20 protein-coding genes and 1 pseudogene are annotated in these 23,096 nt (G+C 63.6%); 15 read left to right on the top strand and 6 right to left on the bottom strand.

Features of this window, described 5'->3' with window-relative positions:
• The first annotated feature begins 12 nt into the window (after window positions 1–12).
• Both BM374_RS20710 and BM374_RS20715 read left to right on the top strand, forming a co-directional pair.
• Window positions 13–618 carry a hypothetical protein gene (locus tag BM374_RS20710; protein ID WP_244552653.1) on the top strand — a complete coding sequence of 202 codons (606 nt, stop codon included), beginning with the start codon at window positions 13–15 and terminating at the stop codon, window positions 616–618.
• A 25-nt stretch (window positions 619–643) separates the two neighbouring features.
• Entirely contained in the window at window positions 644–1,261 is a 618-nt protein-coding gene (locus BM374_RS20715; protein ID WP_244552654.1) for a DsrE family protein, read from the top strand.
• A gap of 123 nt (window positions 1,262–1,384) precedes the next feature.
• On the opposite strand, the gene BM374_RS20720 is transcribed toward BM374_RS20715, so the two are convergent.
• Window positions 1,385–2,128 carry an SDR family NAD(P)-dependent oxidoreductase gene (locus tag BM374_RS20720; RefSeq protein WP_092295665.1) on the bottom strand — a complete coding sequence of 248 codons (744 nt, stop codon included), beginning with the start codon at window positions 2,126–2,128 and terminating at the stop codon, window positions 1,385–1,387.
• 143 nt (window positions 2,129–2,271) lie between these two features.
• Between BM374_RS20720 and BM374_RS20725 the strand changes: the two genes are divergently transcribed.
• From BM374_RS20725 to BM374_RS20740, 5 genes and pseudogenes are all read left to right on the top strand, one after another.
• Window positions 2,272–3,042 (top strand): methyltransferase domain-containing protein, encoded by a 771-nt coding sequence (locus tag BM374_RS20725; RefSeq protein WP_092295668.1) that lies wholly within the window; start codon window positions 2,272–2,274, stop codon window positions 3,040–3,042.
• 215 nt (window positions 3,043–3,257) lie between these two features.
• Window positions 3,258–4,259, top strand: coding sequence for a DctP family TRAP transporter solute-binding subunit (locus BM374_RS20730; protein WP_092295670.1), 1,002 nt, complete (start codon window positions 3,258–3,260; stop codon window positions 4,257–4,259).
• Between the two features lie 278 nt (window positions 4,260–4,537).
• Window positions 4,538–4,861, top strand: a pseudogene (locus BM374_RS40130) (TRAP transporter small permease); the annotation flags it as partial.
• A 243-nt stretch (window positions 4,862–5,104) separates the two neighbouring features.
• Window positions 5,105–6,388, top strand: coding sequence for a TRAP transporter large permease (locus BM374_RS40135; protein WP_349509994.1), 1,284 nt, complete (start codon window positions 5,105–5,107; stop codon window positions 6,386–6,388).
• Between the two features lie 136 nt (window positions 6,389–6,524).
• On the top strand, window positions 6,525–8,444 hold the full coding sequence (locus BM374_RS20740) for an alkyl/aryl-sulfatase (protein ID WP_092295676.1): 1,920 nt from the start codon (window positions 6,525–6,527) through the stop codon (window positions 8,442–8,444).
• Between the two features lie 197 nt (window positions 8,445–8,641).
• Here the strand turns inward: BM374_RS20740 and BM374_RS20745 are convergent, their stop codons facing one another.
• The gene (locus BM374_RS20745) at window positions 8,642–9,712 is read right to left on the bottom strand and encodes a glycosyltransferase family 4 protein (RefSeq protein WP_092295679.1); all 1,071 of its coding nucleotides are present in this window, start codon (window positions 9,710–9,712) and stop codon (window positions 8,642–8,644) included.
• Window positions 9,713–9,991: 279 nt separating this feature from the next.
• On the opposite strand from BM374_RS20745, the gene BM374_RS20750 reads away from it, so the two are divergent.
• From BM374_RS20750 to BM374_RS20765, 4 genes are read left to right on the top strand one after another with little or no spacing between them, the layout of a single operon-like run.
• On the top strand, window positions 9,992–11,755 hold the full coding sequence (locus BM374_RS20750) for an ABC transporter ATP-binding protein (protein ID WP_092295682.1): 1,764 nt from the start codon (window positions 9,992–9,994) through the stop codon (window positions 11,753–11,755).
• A 58-nt stretch (window positions 11,756–11,813) separates the two neighbouring features.
• Complete coding sequence (locus BM374_RS20755; protein ID WP_092295685.1) at window positions 11,814–14,018, top strand: amylo-alpha-1,6-glucosidase; 2,205 nt, start codon at window positions 11,814–11,816, stop codon at window positions 14,016–14,018.
• 19 nt (window positions 14,019–14,037) lie between these two features.
• Window positions 14,038–14,559, top strand: coding sequence for a PRC-barrel domain-containing protein (locus BM374_RS20760; protein ID WP_177248432.1), 522 nt, complete (start codon window positions 14,038–14,040; stop codon window positions 14,557–14,559).
• Window positions 14,560–14,582: 23 nt separating this feature from the next.
• A complete protein-coding gene (locus tag BM374_RS20765) occupies window positions 14,583–15,896 on the top strand; it encodes an MFS transporter (RefSeq protein WP_092295688.1) in 1,314 nt (437 codons plus the stop codon).
• Between the two features lie 40 nt (window positions 15,897–15,936).
• Here BM374_RS20765 and BM374_RS20770 read toward each other — a convergent pair whose 3' ends face one another.
• On the bottom strand, window positions 15,937–16,635 hold the full coding sequence (locus BM374_RS20770) for a helix-turn-helix domain-containing protein (protein ID WP_177248433.1): 699 nt from the start codon (window positions 16,633–16,635) through the stop codon (window positions 15,937–15,939).
• A gap of 205 nt (window positions 16,636–16,840) precedes the next feature.
• Here BM374_RS20770 and BM374_RS20775 point away from each other — a divergent pair, with 205 nt between their 5' ends.
• Window positions 16,841–17,095: a hypothetical protein gene (locus BM374_RS20775; RefSeq protein ID WP_092295694.1), complete on the top strand. Its 255-nt coding sequence runs from the start codon at window positions 16,841–16,843 to the stop codon at window positions 17,093–17,095.
• Between the two features lie 12 nt (window positions 17,096–17,107).
• On the opposite strand, the gene BM374_RS20780 is transcribed toward BM374_RS20775, so the two are convergent.
• From BM374_RS20780 to fixL, 3 genes are all read right to left on the bottom strand, one after another.
• Entirely contained in the window at window positions 17,108–17,524 is a 417-nt protein-coding gene (locus tag BM374_RS20780; RefSeq protein ID WP_092295697.1) for a response regulator, read from the bottom strand.
• A gap of 72 nt (window positions 17,525–17,596) precedes the next feature.
• Window positions 17,597–18,214, bottom strand: coding sequence for a response regulator FixJ (gene fixJ / locus BM374_RS20785; RefSeq protein WP_092295700.1), 618 nt, complete (start codon window positions 18,212–18,214; stop codon window positions 17,597–17,599).
• A 3-nt stretch (window positions 18,215–18,217) separates the two neighbouring features.
• Complete coding sequence (gene fixL / locus BM374_RS20790) at window positions 18,218–19,735, bottom strand: sensor protein FixL (protein ID WP_092295703.1); 1,518 nt, start codon at window positions 19,733–19,735, stop codon at window positions 18,218–18,220.
• Window positions 19,736–19,936: 201 nt separating this feature from the next.
• On the opposite strand from fixL, the gene BM374_RS20795 reads away from it, so the two are divergent.
• From BM374_RS20795 to ccoN, 3 genes are all read left to right on the top strand, one after another.
• Window positions 19,937–20,767: a universal stress protein gene (locus BM374_RS20795; RefSeq protein WP_092295706.1), complete on the top strand. Its 831-nt coding sequence runs from the start codon at window positions 19,937–19,939 to the stop codon at window positions 20,765–20,767.
• Between the two features lie 38 nt (window positions 20,768–20,805).
• Complete coding sequence (locus tag BM374_RS20800; RefSeq protein ID WP_092295709.1) at window positions 20,806–21,231, top strand: CBS domain-containing protein; 426 nt, start codon at window positions 20,806–20,808, stop codon at window positions 21,229–21,231.
• A 211-nt stretch (window positions 21,232–21,442) separates the two neighbouring features.
• Window positions 21,443–23,092 (top strand): cytochrome-c oxidase, cbb3-type subunit I, encoded by a 1,650-nt coding sequence (gene ccoN, locus BM374_RS20805; protein ID WP_092295712.1) that lies wholly within the window; start codon window positions 21,443–21,445, stop codon window positions 23,090–23,092.
• The last annotated feature ends 4 nt before the right edge of the window (window positions 23,093–23,096 follow it).

Raw genomic sequence — 23,096 nt, forward strand, 5'->3', positions numbered from 1 at the left:
GTTGCTCCGCTCGTGGTCACCTTCAACGTTGCGTGCGGAATTGCCTACGCGCAAAGCGCGCCCGGTTCCATGGAATCACCTCGGGCTTGTCCGGCGATGGACGGATCGGCTCGGCTGGAATGTCTTCGAGATTCATCACGCGAGTCGCCACCGCCTGCCCGGCGGGTGTCCGACGATAACTGGCTGGTCAGCGAGACCACCTCGCCGGTTGACTATTCGCCGATCGTCACGGCCACCACATCCTCTGTCAGCGGCTCCGATGGACCCGCGATGCAGCTCGCAATCCACTGCCGCAAAGGCCGCACGGAAGTCACGGTCGCCGGAGCGGCGCTGTCTCGGAGCGCCAACGAATACGTCATCTCCTTTCGGCTGAATGCGGATACGCCGATTCAGCTCGCAGCAGCCTCGCCGTCATTCGGCTCCGGCGTCGCTTTCGGAGGCGACGTCGTAAAGTTGCTGAGCACGCTACCCGAGGACGGTCACATCGTTGTGCGCCTTTTCACCCGCACTGGTCCGGTGCAAGACGGACAATTCTTGCTCAGCGGATTCGAAAATGTACGCAAGAAAATGGCGGCTGCATGCAAATGGCCACATGTCGTCGCCAGGCCGGGAAGGTGATAGTCAGGGAACGAGGAGACGCAAGATGATCAATCTGAAGTTGGCGATGGCAATGATCGGCGGCGTGGCAATGCTGCTCCTGGTCGGCTCACGCGCGCAGGCGCAGCTCGACAACCTGGCGATCGCCCACGCGAGCGAGAAGAACCAGGCGAACAATCAGAAGCAACCGACCAGACAGATGCGGACGAGCAAGCCGGGGCAGACACGCGCGGGCGCGCAAACCCCTGCGACCAGGGCGGCGCTGGATCAGGCGACAAAATCCGAGATCGCCAAGAAGCCGCATCAGCTGATATTGCAGGTCAATTCTAATGACCCCGCTACGATGAACCTGGTCCTCAACAACGCGACCAACGTCGCCGAATACTACCACGACCTCGGTGAGGCAGTGTCAATCGAGGTCGTCACCTTTGGTCCTGGCCTCCACATGCTGCGCGATGACACTTCGCCGGTAAAGCCGCGCATCGAAGTGCTCGCGATGAGCCATCCCGAAATCTCTTTCAAAGCCTGCGGCAATACCCGGGAAAACATGCGCAAGGCGGAAAACAAGGACATCAGCCTGATTCCGCAGGCGACCGTCGTCAAATCTGGTGTCGTGCGCGTCATGGAGCTGCAGGAGCAGGGATGGACCTATGTCAAACCTTGAGGTTCGCCGGCAGGTTTGGCCGCCGGATCCATAGCTAGAGCATCATGGAGCAGGGACCTCGACTCCGATGATCGTCAGAGCGAGTGTCAGCGGCGTGCCAGAAGTTGGCCACGAGGCCCCGCCTTAAAACTGATACCGCCGTAAGCCCCCATCCACCGGGATCACCGTGCCGGTGATGTAGCGCGCCACGGGCGAGGCCAGGAATACCGCGAGCGCGGCGAGGTCTTCCGGTTCGCCCCAATAGCCGACCGGAATCTCCTCCTCGGCAAAACGCTCGCGATAATCCTCGGGATAGTTGCGGCGGATCTGCTCGCTCATGATGCGGCCGGGCGGGATGCAGTTGATGGTGATGCCGTGCTCGCCGATTTCGCGCGACAGTCCCTTGGCCCAGGCGTGCACGGCGGCCTTCGCCGCAAACGCGGCGTTGAGGCCCTCCGGCTCGGACTTGCCGGTGATGTTGACGATGCGGCCCCATTTGCGTTCGATCATCTGCGGCAAGAGCGCGTGTGCGATGCGGCGATAACTGGTGAAGTTGAGCGCGATCGCCTCGTCCCATTTGCTGTCGGGCGCATCGACGGGGAGAGGGCGGCTGCCGCCGGCATTGTTGACGAGGATGTCGACATGACCGAGCTCCTTCAGCGCGAAGGTGGCGATCCGCTCGGCGGCGTCCTTGGCCATCACGTCCTGCTCGAGCGGGGTGATCAGGCCGCCGCCGACTTCCGTTACCAGCTCGGCCAGCAGGTCGGTGCGGCGCGCCACGCCGACGACGCGGACGCCTTCGGCCGCCAGGCCCTTGGCGATGGCACGGCCGATGCCGATGCTCGCTCCGGTGACAACAGCGGTTTTCGATTTGAGGCCGAGGTCCATGGTCACACGCTCTCTTGGTGGTTCTTGCTTTTTGCTTTCGTTTCCCGCCCGTCTCGCCGGCTTTGCGAATTTGCCTGGGCAGGACGAGCAGTGGTAACCAAGAGCGACAGCGAAGGAAACACCAAAAAGAAAAGGCTCGACCGATGGTCTGGGATCCGCAGCAATATCTGAAATTCTCCGGCCACCGGCTTCGGCCCGCCGTGGACCTGCTGATGCGAATTCCGGATATCGGCCCGCATGCGGTCGCTGATCTCGGCGCGGGCGCCGGTAACGTGACAAAATTGATCAAGGAGCGCTGGCCCTCGGCCGCCGTGACCGGCGTCGAGGGCTCGGCCGAGATGGTTGCCGCCGGGCGCAAAGCCGCGCCCGAAGTGGAATGGTCACACGAAGATCTCGGCCATTGGCGTCCCGCAAAGCAATACGACGTCGTCTATTCCAATGCCGCACTGCACTGGCTGCCCAATCATGCGGCACTATTTCCGTCGGTTATGGAGAGGGTCGCGCCCGGCGGGATCCTTGCGGTGCAGATGCCGCGCAATTTCCTGGCGCCATCGCATGTCCTGATCGGCGAGACCGCTCTGGACGGGCCATGGCGATCCAAGGTCGAGCACCTCGTCACGCCGCCGCCGATCGAGGGCCCGGCCTTCTATCACGACGTGCTCGCGCCGCTGTCTCAGAATATCGACATCTGGGAGACCGAATATCTTCAGGTGCTGGAAGGCGAAAATCCCGTGAAGGAATGGACCAAGGGCACCTGGCTGACGCGCTACCTCGACGTGCTCGAGGGCGACGAGAAGGCCGCGTTCGAAGCCGCCTATGGGATGCGGGTTGCAAAGGCCTATCCGAAGAATGCGGCGGGGCAGACCCTGTTCCCGTTCCGGCGGCTGTTCATGGTCGCCCAGCGCAAAGGTTAACGACCTTTGGCAATGCGACATAAGCGCTCGCTCGATCGCGATGAAGCGGGCGCTGGGTTGCGCATGCGACCGCCGTCAAGCTAGCCTGCCTGCGGCATAGCTTCGCTGTGGCAAATTGGGCTTAGGTCTAGTTGTTCGGGGTCCGGATTGCTGCCACTACTGAAATCCTAAAAACAAAAAGAATCCGGTTTCCTGGGTTGTTGGGGAGGTCTTTCATGCGCAAACTGCTCTTTGCGGCCGCTGCGGCCGCGTTCGCTCTGGCTCCGGCCGTTGCTCAGGCCCAGAGCCCGATCATCATCAAGTTCAGCCACGTTGTCGCCAACGACACTCCGAAGGGCAAGGGCGCGCTGAAGTTCAAGGAGCTTGCCGAGAAGTACACCGACGGCAAGGTCAAGGTCGAAGTCTATCCGAACTCCTCGCTCTACAAGGACAAGGAAGAGATCGAGGCGCTGCAACTCGGATCGGTGCAGATGCTGGCGCCTTCGACCGCGAAATTCGCCCCGCTCGGCATCAAGGAATTCGAGGCGCTCGATCTGCCCTGGCTGTTCAAGGACGAGGCGACCTATTCCGCCGCGATGAAGGGCACGGTCGGCAAGTGGTTGTTCCAGAAGCTGGAGACCAAGGGCATCACCGGACTCGCCTATTGGGACAACGGTTTCCACATGGTGTCCTCGAACCGACCGCTGATCAAGCCGGAGGATTTCAAGGGTCTGAAATTCCGCATCTCCGGATCCAAGATCGCCGACCAGTATTTCCGCCTGATGGGCTCGATCCCGCAGATCATGGCGTTCTCGGAAGTCTATCAGGCGCTGCAGACCGGCGTCGTCGACGGCTGCGAGAACACGGCGTCGAATTATCTCACGCAGAAATTCTATGAAGTGCAGAAGGACATCACCGTGTCCTATCACGCGCATCTGCAATACGCCGTCATCGTCAATTCGAAATTCTGGTCGGGCCTGCCGCCTGATATCCGCACCCAGCTCGAGAAGGCGATGGCGGATGCAACCGACTATACCAACCAGATCGCGCATCAGGAGAACGAGGACGCGCTGGCCGAGATCAAGAAGTCGGGCAAGACCACGCTGCACTATCTGACCGATGCCGATCGCAAGGCCTGGCAGGAAGCGATGCAGCCGACCTATAAATGGGCCAAGGGCCGGGTCGGGCAGGAGGTGCTCGATCTCGTCGCCAAGGAACTCGACGTCAAGATGAATTGACGCGTTGTCCGGGAGAACAAGACGAACGGTCGGGAGTGCATGCACTCCCGGCCGTTTCGTATCGATAGGGGGACTCTGATTTGCTTCGCGTGCTCAACCAGGCGCTCAACCATCTCGAAGAATGGTTGATCGCGACGCTCATTGCCGCTGCAACCGGACTGATCTTCATCGCCGTCGTGCACCGTTACGGTGCGGGCGAATCGATCAACCTCGCGCGATGGGCGACCGCACACGGCATGACCTGGCTGGCGTCGCTCGCGATGGCAGTGTTCACCTTCATGTCCGAGCTGGACCTCTCGTGGGCGCAGGAACTCTGCATTTACATGTTCATCTGGATGGCGAAGTTCGGCGCGGCCTATGGCGTGCGGACCGGCATCCATGTCGGCGTCGACCTGCTCGTTAATCGCCTGCCGGAGCATTCGCGCAAGCACGTCATCCTGTTCGCGCTGCTCTGCGGCGCACTGTTCACCGGCATGATCGCCGCCTTCGGCGCCTCCTTCGTGGGCGAGATGTTCCACACCGGGCAGCAATCCAACGATCTGGAAGCGCCGATGTGGTTCGTCTATCTGGCGATCCCGCTCGGCTCCGGCCTGATGTGCTTCCGCTTCCTCCAGGTCTCCTGGTTCTATTTCTGGACCGGCGATCTGCCGCATCACGACGAGACCCATGTCGAAGGCGTCCAGGCCGACGTCTCGCCGGCGCTGCACCCGCAACCCGCGGGCGCGGCGACGAAAGCGGCGGCGCGAAAAGTCTCACCGCTCGGCGTGATCCTGATCCTGACCCCGATCCTGATCTTCGCGCTCTGCCTTGCCGAGAAGACCGGATTCATCGTGCTGCCGCACTGGATGCGCGCGGCGACCGTGTTCGCGCTGCTGATCGCGCTGATGCTGACCGGCATCCCGGTCTCGATCGCGCTCGGCCTCACCGTGATGACGTTCCTGTTCACGCTGACCGCGGTGCCGATCGAAGCGGTCTCGATGAAGCTCTTCACCGGCATCGAAGGCTTCGAGATCATGGCGATCCCGTTCTTCATCCTCGCCGGCAATTTCCTCACCCATGGCGGCGTCGCGCGGCGCATGATCAACTTCGCGACCTCGCTGATCGGGCACTGGCACGGCGGTCTCGGCCTCGCCGGCATCGTCGCCTGCGCGATGTTCGCGCTGGTGTGCGGCTCGAGCGTGGCGACGGTCGCCGCGATCGGCGCCATCGTGCTGCCGGAGATGGTCCGCCACGGCTATCCGATGCGCTTTGGCGCCGGCATCATCACGGTCGCCGGCTCGCTCGGCATCTTGATGCTGCCGTCGATCCCGAAGATCGTCTACGCGGTCTCGACCAATACCTCGATCGGCGCGCTGTTCGTCGCGGGCCTGTTGCCCGGCATCCTGCTCACCACCATGCTCTGCATCGTGACCTGGTGGCTTGCGCGCAATCGCGATTATCCCCGGCTGCCGAAGGCGACCTGGGCGGAAACCGTTCACGCCTTTCGCGAGAGCGTCTGGGGCCTGATGCTGGTCGTCATCATCATCGGCGGCATCTACAGCGGCCTGTTCACCGCCACCGAGGCGGCAGCGATGGCTGCGGTCTATTCCTTCTTCATCTCGGTCTTCGTCTACAAGGCGATCGGGATGAAGGACGTGCCGCGGGTGCTGCTCCGTGCCGCCAACACCAGCGCGATGCTGCTCTACATCGTCACCAACGCGGTGCTGTTCTCCTTCGTGCTCTCCAACGAGAACCTGCCGGCGACGCTCGCCGACTGGATCGCGGCGCAGAACCTCGGCTGGGTCGGCTTCCTGCTGCTGGTCAACGTGCTGCTGCTGCTCGCCGGCAACTTCATGGAGCCGAATTCGATCATCCTGATCATGGCGCCGATCCTGGCGCCGGCCGCCAAGAAGCTCGGGATCGACCTCGTCCATTTCGGCATCGTCATGGACGTCAACATGGAGGTCGGCCTCTGCCATCCGCCTGTCGGCTTGAACCTCTACGTCGCATCGATGATCGCGCGCATGCGCATCACCGATCTGGCGGGAGCGGTGATGCCGTGGTTGCTGACCATGCTCGGCTTCCTCGTCATCGTAACCTACTGGCCCGATCTGACGCTCTGGCTGCCGCGGGTGCTCGGGATGCATTGAGCGTCGAGCGGCTTGAACTCTTACCCTCCCCTGGAGGACCCTCTCCAGGGGAGGGTAAGTGAAGCCCCCGCGCCGGCGATGGCAATCGACCGCGAGATGCGGTTAGATGCCGCGCGTCAGGCCGGGAGGATACAAAATGACCAGCAACGAGCCGAAGGATGCAACGCCGTCGGTGATTGCGCAGCATCAGGCGATGCTGAACGCGCTGCCGTTTTCCGACACGCGGGATTTCGACGACGCTGCGCGCGGCTTCCTCGGTACGATCGAGCATGCGAAGATCACCAACCCGCAAGGGCGGACGGTCTGGAGCCTCGAGCCTTATGGTTTTCTCTCGGCTGAAGAGGCGCCGCCGACGGTCAATCCGAGCCTGTGGCGACAGTCGCGGCTGAATATGCAGCACGGCTTGTTCGAGGTCGTGCCCGGCGTCTATCAGGTGCGCGGGCTCGACATCGCCAACATGACGCTGATCGAGGGCGACAGCGGCGTCATCGTGGTCGACACCCTGACCTCGATCGAGGGCGCGCGCGCCGCGCTCGATCTTTATTTCAAGCATCGCGGGTTGAAGCCGGTCGCGGCCGTGATCTTCACCCACACGCACACCGACCATTGGGGCGGGGCGCGCGGCGTGCTGGAAGAGGATGCGCTCGCCACGGGTCGCGTACCGATCATCGCGCCGAACCTGTTCATGGAGCACGCCGTCTCCGAGAACATCATCGCGGGACCTGCGATGCTGCGCCGGGCGCAGTACCAGTTCGGGCCGTTCCTCGCCAAGGGCGTGCGCGGGCAGGTCGATTGCGGCCTCGGCAAGACCATGGCGGCGGGCGCGGTCGCATTGCTGCGGCCGACCGACCTGATCATGGCGACCGGCGACAGGCGCGTCATCGACGGCGTCGAATTCGAATTCCAGATGGCGCCGAACAGCGAAGCGCCGGCTGAAATGCACTTCTTCCTGCCGCGCTACAAGCTCTTGAACCTCGCCGAGAACTGCACGCACAATTTTCACAACCTGCTGCCGTTCCGCGGCGCCGACGTGCGCGACGCGCTGGCCTGGTCGAAGTACCTCGGTGAGGCGCTGCATCTGTGGGGCGGCAAGGCAGAGGCGATGTGCGGCCAGCATCACTGGCCGGTGTGGGGCCGCGAGCGCATCGACACCATGATCCGGCAGCAGCGCGACCTCTACAAATTCGCGCATGACCAGACTATCCGCCTGATGAATCACGGCCTCACCGCGGCCGAGATCGCCGAGACGATCCAGCTGCCGAAAAGCCTCGAAGGCGCTTGGCACGGCCGCGGCTATTACGGCCACGTCAGGCATAACGTGAAGGCGATCTACCAGAAATATCTCGGCTGGTACGACGCCAATCCGGTCAATCTCGATCCGCTGCCGCCGGTCGCAGCGGGCAAGAAATATGTCGAGTATATGGGCGGCGCCGATGCGATCCTCGCGCGGGCGCGCGCGGATTTCGACAAGGGCGAGTTTCGTTTCGTGGCGCAGGCGCTCGGCCATCTGGTCTTTGCCGAGCCGGACAATCAGGCGGCCCGCGCATTGCTCGCCGATACGCTGGAGCAGCTCGGCTACGCCGCCGAGAGCTCGACCTGGCGCAACGCCTATCTGTTCGGTGCCCAGGAGCTTCGGCAAGGCATGCCGAAGGCGCCGCCGCGTCCGCCCATGCCGCGCGAGACGCTGGCCGCGCTGCGCTCCTCACAGCTGTGGGACGTGCTCGGCATCCGCCTCAACGGTCCCAAGGCGGAAGGCAAGCGCATCGTGCTGAACTGGAGCTTTTCGGATACCGGCGAGACGTTCGTGCTCAACCTGGAGAACTGTGCGCTCACCTATACCGAAGGCGTGCAGGCCGGGGACGCCGATGCCAGCTTCACGCTGGCGCGCGCGACACTGGATGAAGTGATCGCCAAGCTGACGAGTTTTCCGGAAGCCGTCACGGCCGGCAAGGTCAAGCTGTCGGGCAATCCGATGAAGCTCGCCGAGCTGATGGGGCTGATGGACGAATTCCCGCGGATGTTCGAGATCGTCGAGCCGAAGCGGGCGGGGGTTTAGGGGCGCGCCTTTTGCCTTCTCCCTTGTGGGAGAAGGTGGCGCGAAGCGCCGGATGAGGGGTATCTCTCCGCGGAGATGGTTTACGATGAGGAGGCAACCCCTCACCTAATCGAGTTAGTGGCCAGACCTCGGAGCCCTCTCCCACAAGGGGAGAGGGCGCTTCGACTGGCAGCCGCAATGTCGCGGCAGAACGATCCTTACTCCGCGCTGCTCACCAGCTTGATCCGCGGCGCCTGTTCTTCGGCGAGGCTGCGATAGGCCGCGAGATAATCCAGCGCCATTCGCCGCGCGGTGAAGCGCTTCTCGAATTGCTTGCGGATGGCGGTGCGGTCGAGCTTTGCCAGGTGATTGACCACGCCGGCGGCGCTGAGGACATCCTCGACCACGAAGCCGGTGAGGCCCTCGTCGATGATTTCAGGGACCGAGCCGCGGTTGAAGGCAACGACCGGCGTGCCGCAGGCCATCGCCTCGATCATCACAAGGCCGAACGGCTCAGGCCAGTCGATCGGTAGCAACAGACCGAGCGCACCGCTCAGGAAGTCCGACTTCTCGTGATCGCCGATCTCGCCGATGTAATCCACCAGCGGATTGTTCTCGATCATCGGCTTGATCAACTCGTCGTAGTAATCCTGGTCAGCCCGATCGACCTTGGCCGCGATCTTCAGCGGGATGCCGCAATGGGTCGCAATCCTGATGGCGCGGTCGACGCCTTTTTCCGGCGCGATGCGGCCGAGCACCGCGAGGTATTCCTGCTTGGCGGGCTTTGGCGTCAGCAAGTTCTCGGGAAGCCCATGGTAGATGGTCGACACCCAGTTTGCTTGCGGCACCGGCCTGCGTTGCGCATTCGAGATCGAGATGACAGGCATCTTGGAGAAGGTGTTGAAGACAGGCTGATGCTCTGGCAGGTCGAGCCGGCCGTGCAGCGTGGTCAGGAATGGCGTCGGCTGCCGGTAGAACAGCGACCACGGATAATAGTCGAGGTGGAAGTGAACGAAGTCGAATTCCTCGTCGTCACATTTCTGCCGCACGTGCTCCAGTAGCACCATGTGCAGCGCGTTGGGGTCGCGCACGGAACCGTCGAGCCGCAGCGCCCGCGGCCAGAGCGCGTCCAGTTTCGCCGAGGTCTGCGAATCGCCGCTGGCGAACAGTGTCACGTCGTGTCCGAGGGCAACCAACTCCTCCGTCAACCAATGCACCACCCGCTCGGTGCCGCCATACAGCTTGGGTGGAACAGCCTCCGTCAACGGAGCTACCTGCGCGATGCGCATCTCACCATCTCCTCTGCGATCATGTGAACGTTGAAACCCCCGCCGTGTATCGGGCACCGGCACGCCGACAAGGGAACGTTCCCGCAGTTGCGAAGTTCCTCTCAGCAAACGTTACTTATTCGACACATCGCGCACTGTGTCTCGATGCCGCCATCTGATCTTCTCAGATCGTCCGCATCCGCATGTCGTGATGGCATTGCCCGGGAACCGAGGCGAACTGGTCGATGTTCAGTCGAGCAGTAGAAAAAATGTACTCATCACGATGGGGTCGAGTGTCACATGGATCATCTTTCTCGGTATGCGCGCAGGCCATTTGCCTTTGTCTTGCGCTATCTGCGACGTCGATTGGCATCGCACCTGGTGATCCTGATCGCCGTCGTTGCGGCGGTTGCCTGCTCCGTAGGCACGCAGTACGGCGTTAAATCCCTTGTCGACAGTTTGTCGGCGGGAACCTCGCATGGCGGCAGCGTATGGCTGGCATTCATTCTGCTCATGTCGCTGATCACCGCCGACAATTTTCTGTGGCGGATCGCGAGCTGGACGGCGAGCTTCACCTTCGTTCGGGTCACGGGCGATTTACGCCGCGACATATTTCGTCATCTGACCGGACATGCGCCGAGTTACTTCTCGGATCGGATGCCGGGCATGCTGACCAGCCGCATCACGGCCACTTCCAACGCGGTCTTCACCGTCGAAAACATGTTCGTCTGGAATGTGTTGCCGCCGTGCATCGCCACAATTGCGGCCATCATGCTGATTGGAACCGTCAGTCCCTATATGGCGGCAGGCCTGATCGTGGTTGCCGGCGGGATGGTGGTCGCCATGTTCCATCTGGCCGCGGCCGGCAAGCCGCTGCATGACGATTTCGCCGACAAGGCGGCGGTCGTGGATGGTGAAATGATCGACGTCATCAGCAACATGCCGCTGGTCCGCGCTTTCTGCGGCATCGGCCACGAGCATGAACGGTTCGATGCCACCGTGAACCGGGAGCTCACGGCTCGCGGGCGCAGCCTGCGCTATCTCGAAAAGTTACGGCTCACTCACGCCGCCGTGACCGTCGTCCTGACAGTGGCGCTGATGGCCTGGGCGATCACGCTGTGGCAGCAGGGCGAGGCCACCACGGGCGATGTCGTGCTGGTCTGCACGCTTGGCCTCTCCATCCTCAACGCGACGCGTGATCTCGCGGTGGCGCTGGTCGACGTCACCCAGCACGTCGCGCGCCTGACCGAGGCGATCGCGACGCTCCTGGTGCCGCACGAGCTGCGCGATCACCCCGAGGCCGGGCCGCTGGTCAAGAGCGGCGCCGCGATCGCGTTCAACAACGTCACCTTCGGCTATCCCGGCGGTGAAAAGATCTTCGAGCGCTTCAGCCTGCGCCTGCAGCCGGGCCAGCGCGTCGGCCTGGTCGGCCAGTCCGGCGGCGGCAAGTCGACCCTGTTCACGCTGCTCCAGCGCTTCTACGACGTGGACGAGGGCAGCATCACGGTCGACGGTCAGAACATTTCCATGGTGACGCAGCAGAGCCTGCGCGAGGCGATCTCCGTGGTGCCGCAGGACATTTCCCTGTTCCATCGCTCCATCCGCGAGAACATCCGCTATGGCCGGCCGAACGCGACCGACGACGAGGTGCTGCGCGCCGCGATCGCGGCGCGCTGCGATTTCATCGATAGCCTCCCCGAAGGTCTCGACACCATGGTCGGCGACCGCGGTGTGAAGATGTCCGGCGGCCAGCGTCAGCGGATCGCAATCGCGCGCGCCTTCCTGAAGGATGCGCCTATCCTGCTGCTCGACGAGGCTACCGCCGCACTCGACAGCGAATCCGAGGAAGCGATCCGCGAGGCGTTGACGCGGCTGATGCGCGGCCGCACTGTGATCGCGATTGCGCATCGCCTGGCGACGCTGCGCAATTTCGACCGCGTGGTCGTTCTGAAAAGCGGCAAGATCATCGAGGATGGCGCGCCCGACCGGCTGATGCAGAGCCACGGCCCCTATCGCGAGCTGGTGACCCAGGAAATGAGCCGGCTCGCGAAGTTCGCCGCGTAACACAAACAGTCGCGTTTGCGTTGGTCGCGTTCGAAATCAAGACGCAGGGGAGCAGCTCATGGCAGCCGAAGCCGTCACCAAGATCATTTCGGTATCGCAGACGGTGGAATCCGTCGCGGAGCAGGCGTTCTACATTCCGATGACGGGCCCCGCCGCGCGACCGCGGCGGTCGCTCAAGCACGACGACACTTTCATCGTTCTGGACAGCCATGGCGACATCGGCGCCTCCGCGGGCGGGCCGGACGGCCTGTTCAATTGCGACACGCGCTATCTGGCGCGGCTGGAGCTCGTGCTCGACGATCTCCAGCCGTTGCTGCTCGGCTCGAACCTGCGCGACGACAATTCGGGACTGACGGTCGATCTCACCAATCCCGACATCTATCGCCAGGACCGCCTCGTCTTGCAGAAGGACCTGCTGCACATCGTGCGTACGATCTTCCTGTGGCGCGGCACCGCGTATCAGCGCATCGGGCTGCAGAACCACGGCGAGCAGCGCGCCAGCTTCGAGCTGACGCTGCTGTTCGACAACGATTTTGCCGATCTGTTCGAGGTCCGCGGCGAGCGGCGGCCGCGCCGAGGGACCGGCACCAGCAAGCTGCTCGGGCCGACCGACGTGCTGTTCGAATATCGCGGCCTCGACGATGCCGAGCGCACCACCGGCCTGCATTTCGATCCGCGTCCGACCCGGCTCTCGGTCAATGCTGCGACCTGGCAGCTCGAGCTGGATCCGCATGAGGCCAAGTCGCTTTTCGTAGCCGTCTCCTGCAACCGGCCGGTCGCGGAGAAACCGGCGCGCTTCTTCAGGGGCTTGCTCGCCCACCGCCGCGAGATGCGCCAGTCCACGATCGGCGCGGCGAGCATCGAGACCTCCAACAACATCCTCAACGAGGTGCTGTGCCAAGCCATGGCCGACCTCAACATGCTGATGACGGAGACGCCGCAGGGGCGCTATCCCTATGCCGGCATTCCCTGGTACTCGACGACGTTCGGCCGCGACGGGTTGATCACCGCGCTTCAGATGCTGTGGGTCGATCCGCGGGTCGCCAAGGGCGTGCTGCGGCGGCTCGCGCATTTCCAGGCCAAGGCGGTCGATCCGCTCGCCGATGCCGCGCCCGGAAAGATCCTGCACGAGATGCGCGGCGGCGAGATGGCGGCGCTGCGCGAGGTCCCGTTCTCGCAATATTACGGCAGCGTGGATTCGACTGCCTTGTTCGTCCTGCTTGCAGGGCGCTATTTCGAACGTACCGGCGACGAGCAGACTTTGGTCGAGCTGTGGCCGGCAATCGAGGCGGGCCTCGCCTGGATCGACGGTCCCGGCGATCCCGACCAGGACGGCTTCGTCGAATACCAGCGCGCCACCGAAAAGGGCCTCGCCAACCAAGGCTGGAAGGACTCTTACGACGCGATCTTTCACGCCGACGGCAAGCTCGCGGAAGGCAATATCGCGCTCGCGGAAGTCCAGGGCTATGTCTACGCTGCCAAGCAGCTTGCCGCCCGCTGCGCGTTGAAGCTCGGCAAGCCTGATCTCGCCAGCAAGCTCGGGGCGGAAGCCAAGGCGCTGGCCGAACGCTTCGAACAGGCGTTCTGGTGCGAGGCGCTCGGTACCTACGCGCTCGCGCTCGACGGCAACAAGCGCCGGTGTGAGGTCCGCACATCGAATGCCGGGCAGGTGCTGTTCAGCGGCATGATTCGCCAGGATCGCGCCCGCCTCGTTGCCGCCGATCTGATGCGCCCGCACTTCTTCTCGGGCTGGGGCATCCGCACCGTCGCGCGCGGCGAAGTGCGTTACAATCCGATGTCGTATCACGATGGATCGATCTGGCCTCATGACAACGCGCTGATCGCGCTCGGGCTCGCGCATTACGGGCTGAAGCACTCGGTCGCACATGTGTTCAAGGGCCTGTTCGATGCCGCAACCTACATGGATCTGCGCCGGCTGCCGGAATTGTTCTGCGGCTTCCGCCGGGAGAAGCGCCGCGGCCCGACGCTCTATCCGGTCGCCTGCGCGCCGCAGGCCTGGGCCAGCGCGACGCCGTTCACGCTGCTGGAGGCGGCGCTCGGCATCGAGTTCGACGTCCCGCGCTGCGAGATTCGCCTACGCAATCCGCATCTGCCGGCGTTCCTGAACGAGGTCATCCTGCGCGATCTGCGTCTCGGCGAATCCAGCGTCGATTTGCGCGTCAGCCGCCACGGCCATGACGTCGCGCTGGAGGTTCTGCGCACGCGCGGCCGTATCCAGGTGTCGATCGTGCTGGCGCATTAGCGGCCGGCAAGGAGGAGTCATGCGTACCGGCAGATGGTTGATCCTGAGTGTGGCGATCGTCGCCGGTGCGACCGTTGCCGTATCGCGGGCCGCAGAGGAGCAGCCCGCGGCCACGAACGAGGCGAACGCGCCTCCCACGGTTCAGCCGCCGGCATCGGTTGTGCCCGTGACGCCGAAGGACGCCGCGCCGCCGCCCTCGGTGACGATCATCGGGGCCAGCGACGCCCATGGCGTGCTCGGCCGCGACGTGCGCAGCGCGGCGGACGAGGACATGGGCCGCATCGTCGACGTCATCGTCGATCGCGAGGGTCGTGTCCGCGCCGCTGTGATCGATTTCGGCGGTTTCCTCGGGGTCGGGAGCCGCAAGATCGTGGTGGACTGGAATGCGCTGCGCTTTGGCAAGATTGCCAACAAGAAGGACAGCATCACGCTGGAATTGACGAAGGCGCAGGTCGCGGCCGCGCCTGAATACAAGGAAGACACGCCGATGGTCGTGCTAGGGGCGTCCGGCAGTCTTCAACCGCTGCAAGCCATCCAGTGAGGTGCGGGGAGGGCTGACCGCCTGTGCTCTTGTCGAGGAAGCCTGATCATGAGAAGCGCGAGCGACACGTTGAACAGGACAACGTCGCCGTCCCCATGCTTGCGGCCGTCCCGGCGCCGTCGCGCCGCAGCCTGCGCGGTCTCGACTGGTTCATCTTCTTCCTCGCCGACGTGCAGACCGGTTTCGGTCCGTTCATCGCCGTTTATCTGACGACGCAGAAATGGACGCAGGTCGAGATCGGCTTCGTGCTGTCGATCGGCGGCATCGTCGCGCTGATCGGGCAGATGCCGGGCGGCGCCATCATCGACGCCGCCAAATCCGAGCGGCTGGTCGCGGCACTTGCGATCGCGACCATCGGCTGCTGTGCGCTGGCCTATGCGGCGATGCCGATCTTTGCGGTGGTGGTGACCGCAGCCACGCTGCATGCGGCGGCGAGCTGCGTATTGGGGCCAGCGATCGCGGCGATCAGCCTTGGCCTCGTCGGTCCGCTGGCGATCGGCGAGCGGCTCGGCCGCAATGCCCGCTTTGCCTCGCTCGGCAACGGCGTCGCCGCCGCGGTGATGGGGACGGCGGGATATCTTCTCTCGAGCCGCTCGGTGTTCCTGGTCACCTTCCTGCTCGCGGTCCCGACCCTGATCGCGCTGTCGCGCATCCGCGAGGAGGAGGTCGACATCGCGCGCTGCCACGGCGAGATGCCGCGCGAGGCACCTGTTCCTGGCGATACCAATATCTGGCACCTGATTCGGCAGCGCCCGCTGATTGTTTTTGCGCTGAGCGTATTACTGTTGCAGCTCGCCAACGCCTCGATGATGCCGCTGATGGCAAGCGCGGTGACGGCACGGTCGAGCCAGTGGGCGACGGTGCTGGTCGCTTTCTGTATCGTCGTGCCGCAGGCCATTGTCGCGCTGCTGTCGCCCTCGGTCGGACGCAAGGCGCAACTCTGGGGCCGCCGTCCGTTGCTGCTGATCGGGTTCGGCGCGCTTGCGATTCGCGGCGTGCTGTTTGCGACCGTGCGCGATCCCTATCTGCTGGTGCTGGTGCAAGTATTCGACGGCATCACTGCGGCCGTGTTCGCGGTGATGATTCCCCTGATCGTGGCTGATGTCGCGTTCGGCAGCGGGCACTTCAACCTGGCGCAGGGCATCGTCGGCACGGCGACCGGGATCGGCGCCTCCCTGAGCACCGCGCTCGGCGGCTATGTCAGCGACAAGTTCGGCAATGCCACCGCCTTCTTCGGCCTGGCGGGCATCGCTGCGACCGGGCTGCTGCTGATCCTCTTCGTGATGCCGGAAACCCGGCGCACGGGCTTGACCGCCGCAAAAGAAATGGCCGGCTGAACGATTTCAACCGGCCAAGTCGGTAGGGAGGACGAAAAGATCAGGCGTCGAGAGTGTGCAGGCGCTGGCGGTTGCGCAGCACGATCTGGCGGGCGCCGGAGAAGCCGAGAATGCCTTGGGCATGGAGCTGCGACAGCGCGCGCGAGACGGTCTCGAGGGTGAGGCCGAGATAGTCGCCGATGTCGCGGCGGCACATCGGCAGCGCCATCATGCCGGCAACGGCGAGGCGGCGGTCCATTTCAAGCAGGAAGGTCGCAACCCGCTCCATCGCGGTCTTGCGGCCAAGCAACAGCATGTGGTCTTCGGCATGGCGCAACTCGCCGGCCGTCATGGCCCAGAGCTTGCGGGCGACCTGCACGTCGGTGCCGGCGGCCTTCTCGAGACTTCCACGCTTCACCAGGCGCACGGTGGTGTCGATGATGGCTTCAGCGGCGAGGCGATGGCTGGCGCCGGATTCGAGGCCGAACACGTCGCCGGCAAGATGGAAGGCGCCGATCTGGCGGCGGCCGTCGGAGAGGAGCTTGTAGGTGCGGACCGCGCCGGAGACGACCTGATAGACGTATTCGGCCGGCTCGTCTTCACCGTAGATCTCCTCGTCCTTGCGGTAGGAGAACTCGGTGGCGACCAGGCCGACATGGCCAGCGATTGCGCCGAACTGGTCCGAGACGGGATGGGCGGGGGCAATCTTGCCACCGATCTGGGTGTTGATCGCCGGGGTGTTGAACGTCTGGGTCAGCATCTGCGCCATCTCCGTTGTGATGACGCTTTCCTACGCGGTATCCCGGGCTTCGAAAATTTCGCGAGATATCTTAAGGGGGGTTACCTACGTAGTATTCCGTAGGCGACCCACAGGGCCGGTGTTCTCACACTTCGGTGTCCGGGAAATATCGTGTCTCCAACGCAAGTCTGGTCATCGGAAGCCTTCACGCCAACGGAGACACCAGATGATATCGAAATCTATCCCGCCTCTTCTGGCTGCGCTGTTGCTTGCGCTGCTACCGGACATGTCAGCGACAGCGCGGCCTCGACTCAACACCATCCACAGCCACCCGCACTCGAACCCGATCGAGGGCCGGCAGATCGCGGCTCCGCCGTGGAGCGCCGCCTGCATGACGGATCACGGCCCGAGCGAATGCGGCGAGCCGATGTGGATCTATGGTCCTCGCAGCGAGATCACACAGTACAGAAGCGCGTTCTGAGGCCTATCCCGGTTACCGCGATCGGTCCTGGATGGCGCGGCGGATGCGCTTGATCAGGTTTTCGTCGAGGAGCGGCTTCAAGATCACGTCCTTCACGCCTGCCGCCGCCGCCCGGGCCGAGATATTGCTGTCGGGATAGCCGGTGATCAGGATCACCGGCGTGTCGCCGTTGGATTGGCGCAACCGGCCGGCAAGATCGATGCCGTTGATATCCGGCATCTTATAGTCGATCACGAAGCAATCCGCCTCGGGCGCACCGCGGGCGTTGAGCAGCGCCGTGCCATTCCTGAACGTCCGCACGGCGAAGCCGTCGGTCTCCAGCAGGAATCGCAGGGATCCCAACACGGCGGCGTCGTCGTCGACCACAAAAACGGTGGGCTTTGTGGTGGGAGACGGCAGCCGCTCAGGGGGCGCGCTGATCTCAATCATGCTGATTGGCTAGCACGGCGCCTGGGAAGGGCCTTGACCTGCCTCAATTGGATTGGCCTAAATCCGATTGCCTCAGTCCTTCAGCATGCCGGCGCGCATCGCCAGCCGCACCAATTCCGACAGGCTGTTGGCCTGCATCTTGGTCATGACGTTGGCTCTGTAGACCTCGATGGTCCGGGGGCTGATGTCGTATTCGCGGGCGATCAGCTTGTTGGACAGGCCGGCGATCAGCCCTTCCATGACCTGGCGTTCCCTGGGACTCAAGGACGCGACACGAGCAGCGATGTCATGGGCAACGGCCTCATTCTTGGCCGCCGGCTCGGCCTGTCGGATTGCCTGTTCGATCATGGCGGTGAGACGATCGTCCTCGAATGGCTTTTCGAGGAAGTCGACGGCGCCGAGCTTCATTGCCTCGACCGCCAGCGGCACGTCGCCATGACCGGTCATGATCAGGATCGGAAACGGGCTTTGCTGCGCCTTCATGCGCTTCAAGAGCTCGATGCCGTCAAGTCCCGGCATGCGGACGTCGGAGACGACGCAGCCGAAGGCAAGGCCCGGCAGGGCCTCGAGAAAGGCCTGTGCGTCGTCGAACAGCGTGACGCCGAAGCCTGCGGAATCCAGCAGGAAGTTCAGCGAATCCCGCATCGCGGCGTCGTCGTCGATGACGTAGATGTGTCCCTTGGTCGTCATGAATCAGGTCTCATCCGTTGCCGGCAAGGTGAAGCGGAATGTTGCGCCGCCCGATGCGTTGTTCTCGGCCCACATCCGGCCGCCGTGAGCTTCGATGATCGAGCGGCTGATGGACAGCCCCACGCCCATGCCAGTTTCCTTGGTGGTGAAGAAGGTCTGAAAGAGGTTTGGAAGGACGTCGCTCTGGAAACCGGAGCCGGTGTCGGAGACCTCGACCTCGATCATGCCGTCGGCGACGCGGGCGTTGGCGACGACGAGCTCGCGCTGCGGCGACTGCGCCATCGCTTCCAGCGCGTTGCGGAAGAGATTGACCAGCACCTGCTGGATCTGCACCCGGTCTGCGAGGACGAGATCGGCGCCGGGATCGAGGCTGAAGCGGAGCTGCACGTTCTGTTCGCGCGCGCCGGCGAGCCCGAGTGCACCGGCCTCCTCGATCAGTTTGGAGAGGCTCTCGACCCGCTTCTCCGATTCGCCGCGGGAGACGAAATCGCGCAGCCGCCTGATGATCTGGCCGGCGCGCAGGGCCTGCTCGGCCGCGCGGTCCAGCGCGCTTTCGACCTTCGGCGTGTTCGGATCGACGCTGCCGGCGAGCAGCCGCCGCGACCCTTTCATGTAATTGCTGATCGCCGCCAATGGCTGGTTGAGCTCGTGGGCGAGCGCCGAGGCCATTTCGCCCATCGCCGTCAGCCGCGAAACGTGCACCAGCTCGGATTGCAGCTCCTGGAGCCGCGCCTGGGTCTGCTGGTGCTCGGTGAGGTCGCGCACGAAGCCGGTGAAATAGGGCTCGCCGCCGGACTGCATCTCGCCGATCGACAGGTGCATCGGGAAGGTGGTCCCGTCGCGCCGCTTGCCGGTCACGATGCGGCCGATGCCGATGATGTGCGGATCGTGGGTGGTGCGATAACGCGCGATGTAGCTGTCATGACGGGTGCGGTCCGGCTCCGGCATCAGGATGCTGACGTTCTGGCCGATCGCCTCCTGCTCGGACCAGCCGAACAGACGCTCGGCGGCCGTGCTGAACAGCTGCATGATGCCATGGCCGTCGATGACGATCATGGCGTCGGGAATGGTATGAAGGATGGACCGGAGATGGGTCTCGCGGGTGCGCAGCGCTTCCTCGACCTGCTTCTCGTTGTCGATATCGAGGAAGATGCCGCTGAGATGGCGGGCGAGGCCGGCCTCGTCGCGGATCAGCCCGGCGCGGGCCCTGATCCATTTGCCCCGGTCGGACGTTCCTGCAATCCGGAAGGAAACGTCGAAGCCGCCGCCATGCCCGGTGACCTGCTCGATCGCGCTCTCGACCCGTTCGCGGTCCGCCGGCTCGAGACATGACAGGAAAAGGTCATAGCTTGCCGGTTGACCCTGGGCGACGCCGAGCAGCATCCGCGCGGTTTCCGACCATTCCAGCTCACGCGTCGTGAGGTCGAGATCCCAGGTGCCGACGCCGAACCCCTCGATTCGGACCCGGAAATGCTCGCCGCGATGATCGTCTGGCGGATGCGTTACGCGGGTCGGCGACAAGCGATGCTCCTATCCTGATGCGGCGGCTCCGGATGCCGTTACCGCTTGCCGCAATGTCGCCCAAGCCCGACCCGGAGGCAAGGTCCGTCGTCTTTCCCCGGCTGGTGTCGCGCCCCGGCAGACCGGCGATTGATCTATCTCATCTCCCGGCACGGGGGCAGGCGTACAATTTGCTTGGATTGATTGCACTGGAGGATCCACATGACATACGCGACCGTGATGGTCAGCCTGGCGCTGGATCAGCCGAACAACGCGCGCCTCGAGGTCGCAGGCGAGCTTGCCGAACGATTCGAGGCGGATATCGTCGGGATCGCCGCGGCGCGCTACGCCCCGCCGCTCTATTTCACTGATGGTATCGCGGCCCAGCGACTGATTGATCAGGGAGAGGGCTCGGTCAAGCGGCGCCTCGCCGATCTGGAGGCGCAATTTCGTGCCGCGACCAGGACGCGCAGCGCGCGCGCCGAATGGCGAAGCGCCATGGATTTTCCCGCACGATACGTCCTGGCGCAGGCGCGCTGCGCCGACATCGTCGTCAGCGGCGGGCAGAGCCCGATCTTCTCCGACGCCTTTTCGCTGGTCAGCCCCAGGGATCTGGTGATGCAGACCGGCCGACCGCTGCTGGTTGTGCCCGACCGGATCAACTGGCTCGATGCGCGCAGCGTGCTGGTGGCCTGGAAGGACACGCCGGAGGCGCGACGGGCGGTGGCCGACGCGCTGCCGCTGCTGCGCAAGGCCAAGGACGTCGTCATCATCGAGATTCCGGAAGCGGACGATGACCGCTCGGCGGTCATGGCGCATGTCAGCGACGTCGCCGCATGGCTCGCCCGCCACGGCGTCACCGCGACGGCGCGCGTCCCGGAAGCGGGGAACGAAGCCGCCGCCGTGCAATTGGAGAGACTAGCAGACGATCTCGGCGCCGGCCTGATCGTCGCTGGTGCCTACGGTCATTCCCGCTTCCGCGAGCTCATTCTCGGCGGCGTCACTGAATATCTGGTCACGCAAACCGCCCGCTGCGTGCTGTTGTCGCACTGACGGCAAGACCGGCAGAGAACAATCGATGAGGACGCGCCGTGTACAAATTTCTTGAGCAGACCGTCGAAGGTTACATGACGCGCAACGTCAGCACGGTGCAGCGTGACCAGAATCTGCTCGCTCTCAGCGAGATGTTCGAGCAGGACGATTTCAACTCCTATCCGGTCGAGGACGATGGTCAAGTCGTCGGTATCGTCACCAAGTTCGACATCCTGAAGTGCTTTGCGTTCACGCCGAGCCAGATGCTGCCGCGCTATCGCGATCTGATGAGCCGCAAGGTCGGCGACGTCATGACGCCCGAATTCATCTATGTCAGCCCCGACACGCGGCTGACACGCGTGCTCCAGATCATGGTCGAACACCGCATCCGGAGCATCATCGTGCTCGACAGCAGCCAAAAGCTGGTCGGAATCGTCGCACGCCAGGATGTCATCGCAGCACTGAAGGCGACCGCGAACGACTGACGCGACCTCCTTGAATCCTGCGGTTCCACCTCCGTGATTTTCCGGAGGCTGTGGCACGTCATCGACTCGGCCCGACATCCAAGAGATTGATATCGCTCGCCGACCGGAAGCAGCCCCGCATTAACAGAAATCCATCTATCTTGATTTCAATCAATTCCCCGCGAGGGCGAATGTGGTTTCTGGCAGCGTGTTCTTTCAGAGAGAATCCGCGATGCCCCAGCCCTCCATCTCGAAAACCATGACGACAGGCGAAAGCGGCCTGGCGTTCATATTCGCGGTCACTGCCTTCCTGTGCCTGGTCGCTTCGGCCAAGGCGCTCGATGCGCCGTTCGCCTTCCATGCTGCGCTGAGTGCGGCGGCGAGCTTGGCCGCGGTATTCTTCATCATCAACCGCTATTACGACCGCCCGGCGTCGCTGCCGCCCCAGGAGATCAACGGCCGGCCCAACTACAATCTGGGCCCGATCAAGTTCACCGCCTTCATGGCGATGTTCTGGGGCATCGCAGGCTTCCTGGTCGGGCTCATCATTGCCTCGCAGCTGGCCTGGCCCGCGCTGAACTTCGACCTGCAATGGATTCAATTCGGCCGGCTCCGGCCACTGCACACCTCCGCGGTGATTTTCGCCTTCGGCGGCAACGTGCTGATCGGCACGTCGTTCTACGTCGTGCAGAAATCCTGCCGCGCGCGCCTTGCCGGCGACCTCGCGCCCTGGTTCGTCGTGCTCGGCTACAACTATTTCATTCTCATCGCCGGCACGGGCTATCTGCTCGGCGTCACCCAGTCCAAGGAATATGCCGAACCCGAATGGTATGCCGATCTCTGGCTCACCGTCGTTTGGGTTTGCTATCTGCTGGTCTTTCTCGGCACCATCCTCAAGCGCAAGGAACCGCATATCTTCGTCGCGAACTGGTTCTATCTCGCCTTCATCGTGACGATCGCGGTTCTGCACCTCGGCAACAACCCCGCGCTGCCGGTGTCGGTGTTCGGTTCGAAGTCCTACATCGTCTGGGGCGGCATTCAGGATGCGATGTTCCAGTGGTGGTACGGCCATAACGCGGTCGGCTTCTTCCTGACCGCCGGCTTCCTCGCCATCATGTACTACTTCATTCCGAAGCGCGCGGAACGGCCGGTCTATTCCTATCGGCTCTCGATCATCCACTTCTGGGCGCTGATCTTCCTCTACATCTGGGCCGGCCCGCACCATCTGCACTATACGGCGCTGCCGGACTGGACGCAGACGCTCGGCATGACCTTCTCGATCATGCTCTGGATGCCCTCCTGGGGCGGCATGATCAACGGCCTGATGACGCTGTCGGGCGCCTGGGACAAGCTGCGCACCGATCCCGTGCTTCGTATGCTCGTCGTCTCCGTCGCCTTCTACGGCATGTCGACCTTCGAAGGTCCGATGATGTCGATCAAGGTGGTCAACTCGCTTAGCCACTATACCGACTGGACCATCGGCCACGTGCATTCCGGCGCGCTCGGCTGGGTGGGCTTCGTCTCCTTCGGCGCGCTGTACTGCCTGGTGCCGTGGGTCTGGAATCGCAAGGGCCTCTACAGCCTCAAGCTCGTCAACTGGCACTTCTGGATCGCCACCCTCGGCATCGTTCTCTACATCTCGGCGATGTGGGTGTCCGGCATCCTCCAGGGTCTGATGTGGCGCGCCTACACTTCGCTCGGCTTCCTCGAATATTCCTTCATCGAGACCGTCGAGGCGATGCATCCCTTCTACATCATCCGCGCCGCCGGCGGAGCACTGTTCCTGATCGGCGCCCTGATCATGGCTTACAATCTCTGGATGACGGTTCGCGTCGGCGAACAGGAAGTCCAGATGCCCGTCGCTCTTCAGCCGGCGGAGTGAGGAG

The sequence above is a fragment of the Bradyrhizobium sp. Ghvi genome (genome assembly GCF_900115265.1).
Lineage (GTDB): Bacteria > Pseudomonadota > Alphaproteobacteria > Rhizobiales > Xanthobacteraceae > Bradyrhizobium.

Coding starts and splice junctions, on each gene's coding strand:
- BM374_RS20715 (WP_244552654.1), top strand. CDS start 644: ATGATCAATCTGAAGTTGGCGATGGCAATGATCGGCGGCGTGGCAATG.
- BM374_RS20720 (WP_092295665.1), bottom strand. CDS start 2,128: ATGGACCTCGGCCTCAAATCGAAAACCGCTGTTGTCACCGGAGCGAGC.
- BM374_RS20725 (WP_092295668.1), top strand. CDS start 2,272: ATGGTCTGGGATCCGCAGCAATATCTGAAATTCTCCGGCCACCGGCTT.
- BM374_RS20730 (WP_092295670.1), top strand. CDS start 3,258: ATGCGCAAACTGCTCTTTGCGGCCGCTGCGGCCGCGTTCGCTCTGGCT.
- BM374_RS40135 (WP_349509994.1), top strand. CDS start 5,105: ATGCGCGCGGCGACCGTGTTCGCGCTGCTGATCGCGCTGATGCTGACC.
- BM374_RS20740 (WP_092295676.1), top strand. CDS start 6,525: ATGACCAGCAACGAGCCGAAGGATGCAACGCCGTCGGTGATTGCGCAG.
- BM374_RS20745 (WP_092295679.1), bottom strand. CDS start 9,712: ATGCGCATCGCGCAGGTAGCTCCGTTGACGGAGGCTGTTCCACCCAAG.
- BM374_RS20750 (WP_092295682.1), top strand. CDS start 9,992: ATGGATCATCTTTCTCGGTATGCGCGCAGGCCATTTGCCTTTGTCTTG.
- BM374_RS20755 (WP_092295685.1), top strand. CDS start 11,814: ATGGCAGCCGAAGCCGTCACCAAGATCATTTCGGTATCGCAGACGGTG.
- BM374_RS20760 (WP_177248432.1), top strand. CDS start 14,038: ATGCGTACCGGCAGATGGTTGATCCTGAGTGTGGCGATCGTCGCCGGT.
- BM374_RS20770 (WP_177248433.1), bottom strand. CDS start 16,635: ATGCTGACCCAGACGTTCAACACCCCGGCGATCAACACCCAGATCGGT.
- BM374_RS20775 (WP_092295694.1), top strand. CDS start 16,841: ATGATATCGAAATCTATCCCGCCTCTTCTGGCTGCGCTGTTGCTTGCG.
- BM374_RS20780 (WP_092295697.1), bottom strand. CDS start 17,524: ATGATTGAGATCAGCGCGCCCCCTGAGCGGCTGCCGTCTCCCACCACA.
- fixJ (WP_092295700.1), bottom strand. CDS start 18,214: ATGACGACCAAGGGACACATCTACGTCATCGACGACGACGCCGCGATG.
- BM374_RS20795 (WP_092295706.1), top strand. CDS start 19,937: ATGACATACGCGACCGTGATGGTCAGCCTGGCGCTGGATCAGCCGAAC.
- ccoN (WP_092295712.1), top strand. CDS start 21,443: ATGCCCCAGCCCTCCATCTCGAAAACCATGACGACAGGCGAAAGCGGC.